Source organism: Actinokineospora iranica (genome assembly GCF_900101685.1).
Lineage (GTDB): Bacteria > Actinomycetota > Actinomycetes > Mycobacteriales > Pseudonocardiaceae > Actinokineospora > Actinokineospora iranica.
In genome coordinates, this window is record NZ_FMZZ01000002.1 from 32,101 (window position 1) to 47,619 (window position 15,519).

12 protein-coding genes and 1 pseudogene are annotated in these 15,519 nt (G+C 73.3%); 6 read left to right on the top strand and 7 right to left on the bottom strand.

What is annotated here, in order from left to right; all coding sequences use genetic code 11:
* Window positions 1-456: 456 nt before the first annotated feature.
* Window positions 457-1,614 (top strand): PucR family transcriptional regulator, encoded by a 1,158-nt coding sequence (locus BLS56_RS05430; protein ID WP_091448840.1) that lies wholly within the window; start codon window positions 457-459, stop codon window positions 1,612-1,614.
* Window positions 1,615-1,711: 97 nt separating this feature from the next.
* Entirely contained in the window at window positions 1,712-4,039 is a 2,328-nt protein-coding gene (locus BLS56_RS05435; RefSeq protein ID WP_228771401.1) for an ATP-binding protein, read from the top strand.
* Window positions 4,040-4,049: 10 nt separating this feature from the next.
* Here the strand turns inward: BLS56_RS05435 and BLS56_RS32080 are convergent, their stop codons facing one another.
* Both BLS56_RS32080 and BLS56_RS32975 read right to left on the bottom strand, forming a co-directional pair.
* On the bottom strand, window positions 4,050-4,397 hold the full coding sequence (locus BLS56_RS32080; protein WP_228771402.1) for a hypothetical protein: 348 nt from the start codon (window positions 4,395-4,397) through the stop codon (window positions 4,050-4,052).
* Window positions 4,398-4,573: 176 nt separating this feature from the next.
* Window positions 4,574-5,209: pseudogene (locus tag BLS56_RS32975) on the bottom strand (vWA domain-containing protein); the annotation flags it as partial.
* Between the two features lie 207 nt (window positions 5,210-5,416).
* Between BLS56_RS32975 and BLS56_RS05445 the strand changes: the two are divergent.
* Window positions 5,417-6,586 carry a mechanosensitive ion channel family protein gene (locus BLS56_RS05445; protein ID WP_091448843.1) on the top strand — a complete coding sequence of 390 codons (1,170 nt, stop codon included), beginning with the start codon at window positions 5,417-5,419 and terminating at the stop codon, window positions 6,584-6,586.
* A gap of 52 nt (window positions 6,587-6,638) precedes the next feature.
* Here BLS56_RS05445 and BLS56_RS05450 read toward each other — a convergent pair whose 3' ends face one another.
* The 3 genes from BLS56_RS05450 to BLS56_RS05460 are packed head-to-tail and all read right to left on the bottom strand — an operon-like array spanning window position 6,639 to window position 8,932.
* Window positions 6,639-7,529, bottom strand: a complete 891-nt coding sequence (locus tag BLS56_RS05450; RefSeq protein WP_091448844.1) for a hypothetical protein — start codon at window positions 7,527-7,529, stop codon at window positions 6,639-6,641.
* The gene (locus BLS56_RS05455; RefSeq protein WP_091448845.1) at window positions 7,520-8,590 is read right to left on the bottom strand and encodes a S8 family serine peptidase; all 1,071 of its coding nucleotides are present in this window, start codon (window positions 8,588-8,590) and stop codon (window positions 7,520-7,522) included. The genes BLS56_RS05450 and BLS56_RS05455 overlap by 10 nt, the downstream gene beginning before the upstream one ends.
* A gap of 42 nt (window positions 8,591-8,632) precedes the next feature.
* Window positions 8,633-8,932 carry a hypothetical protein gene (locus BLS56_RS05460; protein ID WP_139190530.1) on the bottom strand — a complete coding sequence of 100 codons (300 nt, stop codon included), beginning with the start codon at window positions 8,930-8,932 and terminating at the stop codon, window positions 8,633-8,635.
* 136 nt (window positions 8,933-9,068) lie between these two features.
* Between BLS56_RS05460 and BLS56_RS05465 the strand changes: the two genes are divergently transcribed.
* From BLS56_RS05465 to BLS56_RS05475, 3 genes are all read left to right on the top strand, one after another.
* Window positions 9,069-10,358 (top strand): helix-turn-helix domain-containing protein, encoded by a 1,290-nt coding sequence (locus BLS56_RS05465; RefSeq protein ID WP_091448847.1) that lies wholly within the window; start codon window positions 9,069-9,071, stop codon window positions 10,356-10,358.
* A gap of 38 nt (window positions 10,359-10,396) precedes the next feature.
* Window positions 10,397-10,978 (top strand): NUDIX domain-containing protein, encoded by a 582-nt coding sequence (locus tag BLS56_RS05470; RefSeq protein ID WP_228771404.1) that lies wholly within the window; start codon window positions 10,397-10,399, stop codon window positions 10,976-10,978.
* Window positions 10,979-11,506: 528 nt separating this feature from the next.
* Window positions 11,507-12,448, top strand: a complete 942-nt coding sequence (locus BLS56_RS05475) for a hypothetical protein (RefSeq protein WP_091448848.1) — start codon at window positions 11,507-11,509, stop codon at window positions 12,446-12,448.
* Here the strand turns inward: BLS56_RS05475 and BLS56_RS05480 are convergent.
* Both BLS56_RS05480 and BLS56_RS05485 read right to left on the bottom strand, forming a co-directional pair.
* Window positions 12,421-14,514 carry a hypothetical protein gene (locus tag BLS56_RS05480; protein WP_139190531.1) on the bottom strand — a complete coding sequence of 698 codons (2,094 nt, stop codon included), beginning with the start codon at window positions 14,512-14,514 and terminating at the stop codon, window positions 12,421-12,423. The two genes, BLS56_RS05475 and BLS56_RS05480, sit on opposite strands and share 28 nt — an antisense overlap.
* A gap of 131 nt (window positions 14,515-14,645) precedes the next feature.
* Window positions 14,646-15,374, bottom strand: coding sequence for an RNA polymerase sigma factor (locus BLS56_RS05485; protein ID WP_091448850.1), 729 nt, complete (start codon window positions 15,372-15,374; stop codon window positions 14,646-14,648).
* Window positions 15,375-15,519 lie beyond the last annotated feature (145 nt).

The window sequence follows — 15,519 nt, forward strand, 5'->3', positions numbered from 1 at the left end:
CATCGGGGAAAACTCCGTGTCGCCATCCCCGCCCACTGACCCACCGGTCCGCGTGAACCCCGAAAGCCATGATCCACCAACGCGAAAAGCCGGGTTTATCGGCGATTCGCGGCACACCCTCCGACACTGTTTTTCCGAGTCATGAAAACAGTCGGTGACCGCACTATTCCAGTGGTTGGGAAAGCGCGCGGCGGCCCTCCGGCGAGCGGCGCTGGTCGGCCGCGGCTGGCCACCCCGAGAAGCAGGGGCCGGGGCAAGTGATCGACAACACGGAGAGTGGCCACGGCGACACTCCGGTGAGCACGGTTTGCGCTATCGGTATATCTCTACGTCCGTCCGGTTGTAGATCCGTACGTAGTTCTCCGTATTTCTCCCGATGTGCGGAGAACGCACCGTGAGGCACGGTGGTTGCTGTAGCGCGATCGGAGTAGCGCTCGGGACCAGTCGGAGGCAGGCATGACCGCGATGCGGGTTGTCGAACAGGACGCGTCGAGGCAGGGGACCGTCGAGGACGCGATAAGGCGAGAGGTCCTCGCCGAGGTTCGGTCGGCGTTGCGCGCCGAGGCGGCCGAGATCGTCGACACGGCGATCGAGCCGCTGGTCGCGACGGTGATGGCGACAGTGCAGTGCTGCCTTGACACACTGTTCCACCCCGAGCGGGAACGCACGCCTGCCTTCCGGCTCCAGGACGGCATGTTCGCCGACAGCCCCTACCGCGAGCCGCTGCTGCGGGCCTACCGGATCGGCGGTCAGGTCGCCTGGCGGCACGTGTCCCGCTACGCCCGCCAGCACGGCCTCCCGGCCGGGGCGGTCGCCCGCTCCGCCGAGGTGATCTTCGCCTACCTCGACCAGCTCTCCACCGTCGCGGGCACGCCGCGGTCCGCGTTCAGCCGGACGTCCGCGCGCAAGCGGCTGGTCCGCCTGCTGCTCGCCGAGGCCCCCGCCCCGCGCGGCGAGCTCGCCGAGGTGTCCAGGACCGCGGAGTGGGAGCCGCCCACGACCGTGCGCGTCATCGCGCTGCGCAGGCAGGACAGCGCAGCCGCCTTCCGCCCGCACCTGGCCGACAAGTTCCTGGTCGACCTTGAGGGCGCCGAGCCGTGCCTGGTGCTGCGCGGGACCGAGGCGACCCCGGACGCCGACGCGCTGCGCGCCATGCTGCCCGGCTGGATCGCCTCGATCGGCCCGGTCACGCCGCTGGCCCAGGCGCGGGCGTCGCTGCGGGTCGCGATCCGGGCGCTGACCCTGGCCGAGCGGGGGCTCATCCCCGCCAGCCCGGTCCTGGACTGGGCCGACCACCCGCTGACCCTGTCGCTGTTCACCGACGAGCTCCTGGTCGACCAGCTGGTCGAGCAGCGGCTGGCCCCGCTGGCCGACCTCACTCCCCGCCAGCGCGACCGCATGATCGTGACCCTGCACGAGTGGCTGGCCAGCCAGTGCCGGGTCAGCGACACCGCGGTCCGGCTGGGCGTGCACCAGCAGACCGTCCGGTACCGCATCCAGCGGATCGAGGAGCTGTTCGGCGACCAGCTCGCCGACCCCCGAGGCCGCTTCGAGCTGGAGCTGGCGGTGCGGGCGACGGTGCTGCGGGGAGACCTTGCCCAGCTCGCGAGCTAGGCCGAACCGACCTGCCCGCCATCCCTGGGGAAACGCGGCGACCCGGCCGCGCAATCGTCATTACACTCGGTCGACCGGATGGTTGACGAGGCGGATGGTGAGCGCGCTGACGGTCGTTCCCGACAGCTTTCACTCCGGTGGGGCAGTGCCCACCGAGGTGACCAGCTACGTCGGCCGTGACCAGGAGCTGGCGCAGGGCCGCAGGCTGCTCGCCGAGGCCAGGCTGGTGACCCTGGTCGGGTCCGGCGGCGTCGGCAAGACCCGGCTGGCCGGGCGCATCGCGTCGGCGGCCGCCGCCGAGTTCGACGGCGTGGTGTTCGTCGAGCTGGCCGAGCTGCGCAACCCGGCGCTGGTCGCCGATGTGGTCGTGAGCCGGTTCGGGCTGCGCGACCAGTCGGCCCGCTCCGGCATCGACGTCCTGGTCGAGCACCTGCGCGACCACGCGACGCTGCTGGTGCTGGACAACTGCGAGCACCTGGTCGACGCCTGCGCCGCGCTGGTCCGCGAGCTGGTCGCCCGGTGCCCGCGGCTGCGGGTGCTCGCCACCAGCAGGCAGTCCCTCGGCGTCGCGGGCGAGCAGGTGCAGCCCGTGCCGCCGCTGGCGGTGCCGGACCGGCATGTGCGCTCGCCCGCCGAGCTGCTGCGCTCGGACGCGGTGCGCCTGTTCGTCGACCGCGCGAAGGCCGTGACGCCGTCGTTCGCGGTCACCGAGGACAACGCGGCCGACGTCGTGCGGCTGTGCAGGCACCTGGAGGGGCTGCCGCTGGCGATCGAGCTCGCCGCGGTGCGGACCCGGGCGCTGTCGGTGCGCCAGCTCGCCGAGCGGCTGGTCCGGCGGCTGCCCGCGCTGACCCACGGCCCGCGCACCGCCCCGCAGCGCCAGCAGACGCTGCGCGCGACCGTCGAGTGGAGCCACGGGCTGTGCTCGCCAGCGGAGCGGCTGGTGTGGGCGCGCGCGTCGGCGTTCTCCGGTCCGTTCGACCTCGACGCCGCCGAGCACGTGTGCGGCGGGGCAGGCGTCAACCCGGCCGACGTGCTCATCGTCATCGACGGGCTGCTGGACAAGTCGGTCCTGATGCGCGAGGACAGCGGGGACAGCGGGGACACCGACGGCGTTCCCCGGTTCCGGATGCTGGAGACGCTGCGCGAGTTCGGCGCCGAGCAGCTTGAGCGGCACGGCGACCGGGCGCGGGTGGCCCGGCTGCACCGGGACTGGTACGCGCGACTGTCCGCCCGGTTCGCCCAGGAGTGGGTGGGCCCCGACCAGCTGCGGTGGGTGCGCAGGCTCTGGCGCGACCACCCGAACCTGCGCGTCGCGGGCGAGTTCTGCGTGACCGCGCCGGGCGAGGCCCCGGTCGCCGCGCGGATGGGCGCCGCCCTGATGCAGCACTACACCCTGCACGGCCTGCTCGGCGAGGGCAGGCGCTGGATGGACCGCGCGCTGGCGCGCATCCCGGTCGGCGCGCCCGAGCGCGGGACCGCTTTGTGGCTGGGCGGCATGGCCGCCCTGGTCCAGGCCGACCTGCCGATCGCGGCCGGGCGGCTCACCGAGGCAGGCGAGTGGGCGGGGCACAACGCCGACGAGGTGGTGGCCGCCCGGGTCGCCACCGGCTGGGGCATCGCCTGCACATTCGGCGGCGACCTGCCCCGCGCGGTCACGCTGCTCAGCCAGGCCGTGGACACGTTCCGCGCCCGCGGGATGGTCGAGGACGAGCTGTTCGCCGACGTCTTCGCCGCGCAGGCGCTGGCGCTTTCCGGTGACACGGCGACCGCGCGCGGCCTGCTCGACGGGAGCCTGTCCCGCAGCCAGGCGCGCGGCGAGATCTACTTCCGGGGCTGGCTGCTGCACGCGCTGGCGCAGACCGACCTGGCCGACGACGACCTCGCCGCGGCCGCGAGCACCGGGCGGGCGGCGCTGCGCGCGCAGTCGGAGATCGGGAACCGGTTCACCGCCGCGTTCACCGCCGACCTGCTCGCCTGGGTCGCGGTCCGGCAGGGCCGGTTCGACCGGGCGGCGACGATGTTCGGCGTGGCGCGGACCATCTGGACGCTCATCGGGTCCGCCCCCGCGCACTACCCGGCCTTCGGCCTCGCCCACGACGCGAACCTCGCCCGCGCCCGCGCCGGGCTCGGCGAGGCCGCGTTCACCGCCGCCTTCGAGCGCGGCCGGGCGCTCCCGCCCGACGAGGCGCTGCGGTACGCGCTGGCCGAGAACGCGCCGGTGTCCAGTCCGGGGGTGCTGACCAGGCGGGAGTCCGAGATCGCCCGGCTGGTCGCCGCGGGCGGCACCAACCGCGAGATCGCCGACCGGCTCGCCATCGCCCAGCGGACAGTGGAAAGCCACGTCGACCACATCCTGCGCAAGCTGGGCTGCGCCAACCGCGCCCAGATCACCGCCTGGGTCGCGGGCCGCCCGCCGGAGTGACCCCCCGGCGTCAGGGCACCGGCACCGGCACGGCGACCCCCCACGCCCGGTCCCGCGCCATCGGCTCCCCCGCCGCGGCGCGGCGGCTCAGGTCGTCCTGAGCCGCCACCGGCACCACGACCGCGGTCGACTCCGGCCGCGTTCCCGGCTTGGCAGGCGGGTCCCGAAGCGTGTCGCACCGCCAGAGCTCACCCGACTCGGTCGCCCGCACACAGGGCGCCTGCGGGTAGTAGGCGTCGCCGACCACGACGAACGCGAACACCCGCTGGTCCGCGTCGAGCCGGTCGACTCCGTCGAGGTCGGGGCTGGCCCGCCAGAACCACCACAGCTCGGCGTCCGACACCGCGGCCGAGAACATCCGCGCCGCTTCCCGCCGTCGGCGGCGAACCGCAGGTCGACTCCCGCCTTGGCGAGAACCGGGGCGGCCGCGCGGTTGCGCCGTTCGGGGGTGTCGCCCCAGGACGGGCTCTGCGTGACGTCGAGTTTGCCGTCCGTCAGGAGGAAGACGACCTTCTTCTCCGGGCCGCCCGCGCCGACGAAGGCCAGCGCCTGCTGGAGGGCGGCGACGTGGTCGGTGCCGTCGCCTTCTGCGTCGGTCCGCTTGCGCAGGCCGTCGACGCACTTGGCGAGCGCGTCGCGGTTCTGCGGCGCGTCGGGCCGGGTCGGCTGGCACACCACGTCGACCGCGCTCTGGCCCGGCTGCTCGGAACTGCCGAATCCGACGACGGACACGACCGAGCCGGGCGCCAGCGCGCTGAACGCGATCGTCCGCGCCGCCTCCTGTTCCTTCACCAGGTCCGCGTCGCTGATGCTGCCCGACTCGTCGACCAGCACGACAATCCGCAGCGGCGGCAGCGTGGCCGCCGGTTCCCGCGCGGAGCCGGGCGCGGCCGTCGCGGGCGCGAGCACCGCCGCGACGGCGAACGCCGCCGCCAGGAGAACCCGTCGGTAGGTTTTCTTTCCGCGCCACGCCATGCGGTCCAGCCAATCCGCGTTCGCTGCTGCCAACGACTCTTCCAGCATTTCTCGGACGTCAGGTATCGCCAAGATCGACGCCCCGCCGCATTCCGTTACACCGAAATGGGGTAACGGCCCACTCTTGTGTCCGTTCGTTGTTGACAGTACAGGCAGAACAGCAGGAAACCGGCAAGAACCGGACCCGTCAAGCATTCTTCGACGTCAGCGGCGAATACCGTGGCAACTCTTTCCGGCATTTGTCCTGTTTTTATCCGGTCGACTGGCGAAAAAGCGTCAGAGGCGAATAGCGTTCATTCGCGGGCACTCCTGCCTTCCTGTGAACCGGCCCACTAACGGGTGAAACAGGGCGTGACCCGGGTACGTCGCCGGTGACGGCCCAGCCGAGGAGGAGGGAGAGCTGTGGCGGACGGCTGGCTGCGGGTCGGGTCGGCGGCGGTGGTCGCGGTGCTCGCCTACGGGGTGTTCCTGCTCGCCGAGCGGCTGCTGCGGCGGGCGCTGCGCCGCGTGGGGAAGCGGTCCGCGCTGCTACTTGAGCTGACCGAGCACACCGCGCGCCCGCTGCGCTGGTTCGTGGCGATGGTCGTGCTGCGGGTGACCGTGGGCGTCGCGCTGCCCGCCGGGCCCTGGCACGAGCCGCTGTCGCACGCGCTCACCCTGGCGCTGATCGGGACAGGGGCGTGGCTGCTGGCCGGGGTGCTGGTGTCGGTCGAGCAGACCCTGCTGTCGCGGCTGCGGGTGGACGAGCGCGACAACCGGCACGCCCGCCGCGTGCAGACCCAGATCACCCTGGTCCGGCGGGTCACCGTCGCCGGGGTCGCGGTGCTGGCGCTGGGCACCATGCTGATGACCTTCCCCGCCGCCCGCGCCGCGGGCACCAGCCTGCTGGCCTCGGCCGGGGTCATCGGCGCCATCGCCGCCCTGGCCGCGCAGTCGCTGCTCGGCAACGTCTTCGCGGGCCTGCAGATCGCCTTCAGCGACGCCATCCGACTCGACGACGTGGTGATCGTCGAGGGCGAGTGGGGCCGCATCGAGGAGATCACCCTGACCTACCTGGTCGTGCACATCTGGGACGACCGGCGGCTGGTCATCCCGACCTCGCACTTCATGTCCCAGCCGTTCGAGAACTGGACCCGCCGCGAGGCCGCGCTGCTGGGCACGGTGGAACTCGACGTGGACTGGACGATGCCGGTCGAGCGGATGCGCGCCGAACTGCGGCGGATTCTGGAAAACACCGACCTGTGGGACGGCCGAGTGTGCGTGCTGCAGGTGACCGACGCGGTGAACACGCTGGTCCGCGTCCGGGCCCTGGTCAGCGCCGCCGACGCGCCCACCCTGTTCGACCTGCGGTGCCTGGTCCGCGAGCGGCTGGTCGGCTGGACCAGGGCCGAGCACCCGTACGCGGTTCCGCGGCTGCGCACCGAGCACGTGCCCACGGTCTCGCCCAACGGCACTCGCGGCGGGCTGCCCGAGCCGGACCACGACGCCCGCCTGTTCGGCGAGAGCCCGGACGGCCGCGAGCGCGTGCAGACCTTCACCGGCCCGGAGCCCACCACCCGGCCCGCCGACTGAGGTGAACCGCGACCGCGAGGAATGCTTTTCGGGCTAGGGCGGACCTTTCCGGCTAGCGCGAAGAGATTTCGTAGGCGCGCAGGATGGTTTGCTCGGCGGTGTTGCCCTCGGCGTCGGTGGCGTCGGCACGCAGCGCGATGTGCCGCGTTCCCGGCGGGTGGGCGATGGTGGCGACGGCGTCCGGCGATCCGGGGGCGCGGGTGATCGGCACCGGGAACCAGGTGCGGCCGTCATCGTTGGAAGCGGCGATCCGCAAGGTGGGGATCGTGGTCGGCGGCGTTTTCTCTTGCCGTTGAACAGTGAGGGGAATGCGCGTTGTCGACGCCATGACCTGGTTGTCGGAGTTCAGGTCGGGCGGGGCGAAGCGGACGGCCAGCAAAGGCAGCGGCACGCCGTCCTTGCGGGATTCGGGACGCGCTGAGGCGAAAGTCCACACGCAGGCGATTTCCGTGGAATACCGGGAGAATGCGGCACGGTTGGCCCTGGCTTCCAGGCGGTAGCGGGCCGAGTCGGGCGGCACGTCGAACGCGCCCTGGCCGGGCAGGTCGGTTTCGCCGACCTTGACACCTTCCCGATACAGCACGGTCGCCGCTGATTCCACTATGGACGTTCCGGTGCGGTCGAAACCCGCGTCGCCAAACAGGGGAATGGTCAGCGACATCGTGTCGGCGGACCGGGACGCCCAGTCGCCGTTGGCCATCGACGGGGTGAAGACGGCCGAGTTCCACTGGTCCGCGTAGGTTTTCCCGGGCTGGTGGTCTCGCACCCCGCCGCTGAGCACGGTTTCGGTGCGCATGGCGTCGCGGACCGGTTTCCACTGCTGGAACTCGGCGGACCAGCGAAGGTTGTCGACGTTGTGGTATTCGGCGCGGGCCGACGGGATGGGCAGGGTCAGGCCGTAGCCGGTGGCCGCGCCGAACAGCGGCTCTTGGGCTATCCACATCTCGTGGTGATCCGCCGCGCCCCCGCCTCGGCGAGGACGCGCGCGCTGAACACGCCGTCCGGCGCGGGAAGCGCGGTGTCCGCCGAGACATCGACGCTCGCCGTGCCGTGGGCGGGCACGGCGATCTCGCCCGCGGACAGGCGGAACATCCCGGCGGGCGCGTCGGAACCAGTCAGGGACAACCGGAACGTGACGGCCTGGTCCTCGGTGTTGTGATACGTCACCGTTTTCGTGACCACCGGGTCGTCCTCGTGCGGCCACGGCTGCGTGCCCATCGCCACCGACGCGGGCTCGGTGTACCCGGTCTGCGCCACCGCCCGCCCGACGTCCACCCGCCCGAACCCGCTCGGAGCCGCCGACCCCAGCAGCGCCGAGGCGATCCGCGCGCCGGTCCAGTGCCGCCGCCGCCGCGCCACGGTCGCCGCCGCCTCCGCCACCTGTGCCGCCATGGCCGTGCCGCCCACCGCCAGCACGGCATTCGCGTTCGCGGGCGATGACACCCGCTCCGCGCCCCCGCCGCCATCGCCCGCGGCCACGACGAACAGCGTGCCGTGGGCGGCGCTGAGCCGGTTCACGGCGATCTCCAGCAGGTCGTCCCCCAGGGGATCACCGCCGGTGTCGAGGCCGCCGACGCCCAGGGTGACCACCTTCGCCCCTGCCCGCGCCGCGCCCGCCATCCCGGCGATGATCGTTGACTCCAGGCACCCCCGCGGCGCACACGCCTCGCCGACCAGCGGGGACGCCTCGGGCGCGTCCGGGCCGTCCATCAGCCAGGCCCGCCAGGCGGTCGGCGCGCCGACCCGCGGGACGCCGCGGTCGACGCTGGGCGCGCGGACGCCGTCCAGCCAGATCCGGCCGTCCGCTAGCGCCGAGCGCCCGCGCCAGAACCCCGCGGCGTCGCCCTTGGGCACCCGGACGACAGCCATGCCCACGGCGGACAAAGCTGTGGCGGACAAGGCGGTGGCGGACAACGCGGTGCCGCCTGCCCGCGCGGCGGGCGTGATCAGCGGCAGGTCGGCGGCGCGCTCGTCGGAGTACCCGGCCCGCAGCAGCCCGGCCACGTCGAAAAGCCGCTGGTCCAGCCGGTTCGCGTGCAGGTCGGCCTAGGCGTCCGAGGGAACCACCAGCAGCCGGGGACCGGCGCCCGCGGTGGCGAACTGGATGTGCTCGCGGCCCGGCCCTGGGTCGACGGCGGGGACCAGCCGCTCGCCCACCCGCCGCACGGTGACGTGGTCGCCGGTGACCAGCGTGACCGACCCGAGGTACGCCGATGGCGTGCGCGGCGCGTCAGCCTGGCCCACACCGGGCGCCGTGACGCCGAGCGCCGCCGCGCTGACGACAGCCACGAGAGCAGGCAGTTTCCGCATGTCCTCAACCAAGTCGAGGGCCGCCGCCCGCGTCAAGATCCGATAGTAGGGACCCGCATGAGAGTCCACACAGGACGAAATGTCCCAAATCCGCTTTCCGAGCGCGTAGTCCTGGGAGTCGACGGCGACGACCCGCCTCGATACGCTCGTGATCAACCGACGCGGAGGTGGCATGGCCGACGAGGTGAGCTTCGGAACGGCCCTGCGCCGGGGACGCCTTGCCGCTGGGCTGTCGCTGGCCGCGATGAGCCGCGCCGTGAACTACTCCAAGGGGTACCTGAGCAAGGTCGAGACCGGGGTCAGCCCGCCGACGCCGTGGCTGGCGCGGCGCTGCGACCAGGTGCTCGGCCTCGGCGGCGCCCTCGCCGACCTGGTGCCCGCCGACTCCCCCGGGCCCGCGGAGCGGGTCGCGCCCGCCGGGACCGTGTGGATGATGGGGCTGGGCAACAGCGGGTCCTGGTACGCGCCGATGGAGGCGCACGAGGCCGCGGCGCTGGCGGCGACCCCGGCGATGGCGTTCCGCATCGCGGCGGACACCGTGCCGAGCGCGGTCGCGCGCGACAGCGTGGAGTCCGGGTTTTCCGCGGTGTTCGGCCATTTGCGCTCGGTCGGGCGGGCCACGCTGCCCGGCACGGTGCTGCCGATGCTCGTCTCGCAGGTCCAGGTGATCCGCACGCTCGCCGAGGGCGCGAGCGGGCCCGCGGCCACCCGGCTGACCGCGCTGTCCGCCCGCTGCGCTGAGTACGCGGGCTGGATGGCGCAGGAGGATGGCGACGACCGCGCGGCCCGGTGGTGGACCGCGCTGTCGGTGGAGCTGGCCGAGCGCGCGGGCGACCTGGACCTGGTCGGGTACGGGCTGGTGCGGGAAGCCGAGATCCGGCTGTACCGCGAGGACGCCGACGGCACCGTGGAGCTGGCCGCGCGGGCCGGGTCGCTGCCCGGGGTGCTGCCGCGCACCCGGGCGCTGGCCGCGCACCGCGAGGCGCAGGGGCACGCCATGGCCGGGCGGATCGGCGCGTGCGCCGCCGCGCTCGACCGGGCGCGGGCGCAGTGGGCCGAGTCCGCTGGCGCGGCCCGCGGCGACGCGCCGCTGGGCGCGACGACGGTGACCGACCTCGGCGCGATGGTCGAGGGCTGGTGCGCCTACGAGCTGGGCGCGCCGCAGGACGCGATCGACCTGCTGCACCTGGGATTGTCCGGCACACCGGAGGATTCCCTGCGCATCCGCGGGCTCATCGGGATGCGGCTGGCGCTGGCCTACGAGGCCGTCGGCGAGCTGGACGAGATGGAACGGTTCGCCCGGACCGCGTTGGCGGCCGTGCCCACCGTCCGCTCCGCCACTGTCCTGAGTCAACTGCGGCTGCTGTCGCGGGCTTTGGGGCGGCACACCGGCAAAAGCGCGGCCGCGGAGCTGCGCGCGGACATCGCGCAGACGGTGGCGCGGCTGCGGCGGGAGGACTGAGACATGACTGTCCTGTGTAGACCGGTTCAGGTGCTTCGATGACGTGGTTCCATTACCTCATGCACAAGCAGCCGTCCCCGCCCTGGCGCACGGTGTCCAGCGACATCGCGCACCGGAACCCCTGGTTCGTCCTGCATCGCGACGAGGTGATCCGGCCGGACGGAGAACCGGGCCAGTACTACCACGTCCGCTCGCCCGGCGCGGTGACCGTGCTCGCCATCGATGAGACCGACCACGTGCTGGTGACCCGCCAGTGGATCTACACCCACGGCGGGGCGCAGTGGCGGCTGCCAGCAGGCGCGATCGACGACACCGACGCCGACCCGTTCGCCGCGGCGCGGCGGGAACTGGCCGAGGAGACCGGGTTCCGCGCGGACACGCTGCGCCCGCTCGGCCGGATCAGCGGCTGCGACAGCTTCTCCGACCACGTCGACCACGTGTTCGTCGCGACCGGCCTGACCCCGGGCCCGCCCCGGCCAGCGGGCGGCGAGTTGGACCTCACCACGCACTGGCTGGATTTCGCCGAGGGCCTGGCCCTGGTCCGCCGGGGCGAGATGCGGCACGCGCCCAGCGCGCACGCTTTTCTGACCGTGGCGCTCGACCGCGCCACTCGGGATTAGCGGGTGAAACGCCCGGAGGGGACCACACGGAATGTGGTCCCCTCCTCCGATCGCGAAGCGGCGCTTGCGCGCAGAAGTCAGCAGTGACCGGTCAGCGGCGACCGATCAGAAGCGACAAATCAGCGGTGAAAGCTCAGAAGTGACAGCTCGGTTTTAGAGCCCGGCGAGCTGGGCCAACACGACCAACACGGCGTGCGTCTGCATTGTTCTCGCACCTCCCTCCCATTCCCGTGGACCCGCCGCCGACCTGTTTCCGGGCGCGCGCCACCCACCCAGCGACCGGGTGCGCGAGCGTTCTTTTCTCGACCGGAGCGGTCTCGCGGTTTCGAGTCCCTTTCCGCACCGCCGGAACTTCAGCGGCTTCGGTGTTGACTCCATGATCGCCTGGCGGGCGCGGTGGCGACCAGGGGTTTCCTGTTGCCTTCCCGGCGACGGGGGCGGGAAACGTCGGCACGTCGGCTGACGATGATCCGCCCCGTATGGTTACGTGACCGGCGACTGGTGCAGCACGCCGCAGGGAGGCGCCCCATGACCGAGCCGCTGGACCGACTCGTCGGCGACCTGAAGGCGTTGCGCAAGGGCCGGGGAATCCACGCCCCGAACCTGGTGCGGCTCGCCTCCGGCGCGCTCGGCCAGGCCTGTGCCGTGCTGGCCGAGGACGAGCCCGCCCGGGTGCGGGCGAAGGTGCGGGACCGGTTGCGCGGCCTGGCTTCCCTGCTGCAGGAAGACCTCCGGGTCGCCGCGTTCGCCGCGTTCGCCCTGGACGAGGACTTCAACCAGGCCCTCTACACCGACCGGCTGCACCTGGCCGGGACCCGGCTCAAGCGGGACGTGCGCACGGTCCGCCGCCGGGTCGACGAGGCGATCGACCGGATCGCCGAACTCGCGCTCACCCCGGCGGGCGAGAGCGAGGGGTCGGAGGCAGCGCGGATCGGCTGGCACACGGTGTCCCTGCGCACCCTGGTGGTGCTCGACGGTCCCGCGCCCGAGGTCTTCGAGTTCCGCCGGATCGCCGCCGACCGCGACGGCCTCGGCGAGGTCGACATCGCCATCACCAAAGCGAACGACACCGAGCCGCCGACGCAGATCCTGCACGGCGGCACACTGGTCCACCTGCCGTCGGAAAGCCCCCGGCGGCCCCGACTGGGGCTGCGGATGAGCGAGCGCCTCGACCGCGGCGACGAGCACGAGTTCGTCCTGCGCCGCCGGGTGTCCAGCCACGAGCTGATGCGGCCGTACTTCGCCTGCACGCCGGAGAACCGCTGCGACCACTTCGATCTGCGGGTCCGGTTCGACCGCGGCAGGCTGCCGCGGCGGGTCGCCCGGATCTCCCGGGCGATGCAGGATGATCTGCTGGACCCCGGCTACCAGGGGGAGCCGATCCAGCCGGACTCGGTGGGCGATGCGCATGTCTCCTTCGACAATCTGACCCTCAATCGCGCCTACGGGCTGGGCTGGTGGTGGACCTGACGGCCGAGCGGGTCGCCGGATAGCCCCAGCTCCGCCAGGTCTGCGACAGTCGCCATGGTCTCGGCGTGCCGCCTGCCGAGCAGGACACGCTGCGCGGCCAGCACTTCGGTGAGGACGGCGCGCTGCTCGTCGCGCTTTCCCAGTGTCCGCAACGCTTCGGCGATGCCGTGCCGCAGCCGCGGCCACAGCGGCTCGCCGTCGCCGACCTCGGACCGCACGAGGTCGCCCGCCCGCCGCAGCCCGGCCAGCGCCTCGGCCGGCGCGCCCGCCACCAGCGCCCGGCACCGCCAGACGGCCGCGGTGAGGGTGAGCAGGCTGCGTTCGCCGTGCCGTTCGCCGTAGTCGGAGTAGAGGACTTCCAGGTCGGCCAGCGAAGCGCGGCGCGGATCGGGCACGCCGGTGCGCGCGGCCAGGTCGCAGGCCAGCCGCGCGTCGGCGAACACGCACCGGGCGGCGACGAACCACCGGTGGTGGAACAGCCCGGCGCGCTCGTGGTGGCTGATCACCGACCGGGCGGCCTCGATCGCGGCGCCGATCTCGCCAGCGGGCAGCGCCGACCGGGCGTACTCCAACCGCGCCTCGACCAGCCCCGGTTCGGGGATCTCGGCGGCCGGTCCGGCGGCGGGCAGGTCGACGGCGAGGACCCGCAGCGCCTCGGCCGGTCTGCCGCGCAGCCGCAACCCGGTCGCCAGCCCGACCCGGAACGCCACGGCGTCCGGCCCGGCGCCGGTCCGGTCAGCGCGGAAGCACTCGTGCGACCAGCACAGGTCGTCGGCCTCGGCGTGCTCCCCCAGCCGGTCGCAGGCCCGCGCCGCCAGCACCCGGGCGCGGCGGATGTGGTCCGCCCGCGCGGATTCCAGCGACAGCACGGCCCGCGCCGCCCGCAGCGACTCGGCGTCCGCGCCCGCAGCGCCGTGCGCTGCGGACGCGGCCAGCAGCGCGTCGACGTCGCCAGGACACAGCCGCGCGATCTCCCCGCGCAGCGCCGCCGCGTCCCGTGACTGCCCGCGCTCGGCCCTGCGCCCGGCCAGCGCCCGCAGCAGCGCGACCCGAGGCGCCACCCCGATCCGCTGGTCGAACGCGAGCGCCTCGGCTCGGTGTTCCTGGTCCATCGCAAGGGTTTCCGCGCGCGGAATGGCTTCGGCGGCCGCGCTCGCCGCCGCGCGTGATTCCCCTGGGCGCGCGTCGCCGCGGTCCGTTTGCGGGTCGAGAACGATGACCTCGCAGGGGATGTCGTGGCTCGCCGCCACTCCGGTCAACAACGTCCGGACATGCTGGGACGGCACGAGAAGCCTGCGCAGTTCGCCCGGGGTCAGCAGCGGCGGCGGCACGTCCTCGACAATCCAGAGCACCGGGAGCGCCGCCGCGTCGACGGCGCCCGCGATGGCCCGGCGGACCCTGGCCGGGCTCGCGCCGTCCACCCGCACCCCGACCTCGGCGGCGATCCGGTGCAGGTCGGTCAGATAGCGCCCCAGCGCGCCGATCGGGGTCTCCGGGCAGGCGGCCAGCGGCCCCGACCGGTGGATGCCGCCGGGGTAGGCGTGGGCGTAGGAGTCGGTGTATTCGCTGAGCAGGGCGGAAAAGTCCGTTCGGCCGACCACCGCGACCGGGCAGGCGCCGGACAGCGCCTCGTGCACGGTGTCGAGCACGCCCGCGACCGGGCGGGGCGCCCACCGCGTCCACAGCGCGAGGCGCTCCCGGGCCTCGTCGGCGTCGAGCACCACCTCGACGGCCGCGTCGGCGTCGGCGGGCAGGGCCAGGGCGGCCCGCCAGACCCGGTGCCCGAGCAGGTCCCTGGCGCAGGCGGCGGCGGTGGAGTCCGGGCGGGCGCGGAAGCCGACGAGGACGAGGACGGTCGGCAAAGCATGGGCGTCCGCGCCGTCGCGGCCAACGCACAGCAGGCCGTGCTCGACGTGGTCGACCACCGTCGGCACGTCCAGCAGGTCGGCGACCAGCGCGTCGTCCGCGCGGCGATAGGTCAGTCCGACGCCGGGCCTGCGGACCCAGGCCACCCGGGCCATGGCCCGGTGAACTGGCGTGACCGGCCGATCGGCAAGCGTATCCACCACGGCTACCTTCCTCGCGTTCTGGCAAAGCCCCAGGCGCTCCGCCCGAACACCTACGGCGCGGCCGCCGCGCCCGTGACTCCGAAGTGGACAAATAATGGACAACTCCCTTCCCCGCGGTCGAAATCCCTCTACTGGAGGAACCGGCACACCTTGTCGTGGGCCTGCCTGGCCAGCCGGGCCACCTCGGCGGTGTCGACGCCGAGCCGCCGCGCGGTCTCCGCCGGGTCGCGGTCGCGGCGCCGGTCGCGGTAGGCGGCGCGCTCGGCGTCGGTCAGCCCGATCGCCTCGCACAGCGTCTTCGCGGCCCGCGACTTGTTCTGCCGGGTCGCCTCGTGCGAGCGCCCGAGCAGGTCGGCGATCTCGACCAGGTTCACCGAGTCGCCGCGCACCAGCGCCTCGACCACCGCCCGCTGGGCCTCGGGCAGGACGGTGTCCAGCAGGCCGATCACCCGCTCGGTGTCGTCATCGTCGTCCCACTGCGCCGGGGCCAGGGCCGCCAGCGTCTCGGCGTCGGTGGCGACCGGCGCCCGGCCCGCCTTGCGCAGCAGTTCCAGCTCGGCGAACCGCACACACCGGGCGACCCAGGCCATCAGCTGCGGGTGCCCCGGGTCGACCGTCGCCTGCTTGAGCAGCCGCTCGATGGACTCCTGGTAGAGCTCGTCGAAGTCGAGCCGGGACCGCCGGGCCCAGGTGAACACGCAGCGCCGGAACCCGCGGTCGTACTTCCCCGTGATCAGGTCGACGACCGCGCGCCCCGGCTCCGTCGCGGCGCGGTCGCTCTCGTGCGCCCGGCGGACCCGCCGGGGCGACGGGAGATTGTCCGGGCCCGCGAACCGGACCCCGTCTTCGTCTGCCATGCCATGCCCACTCTCGCCAACCCGCCGTCCTCCCCTGGAGCAACAGAATGGCTTGCCCGGCAAGGCTTTCGCTGCCCCAAACGCTGGACAATGCGGTAGCGAGTGGACAGTCCGGTGTCCACTGGACCGATAGTGGCCATCGAGT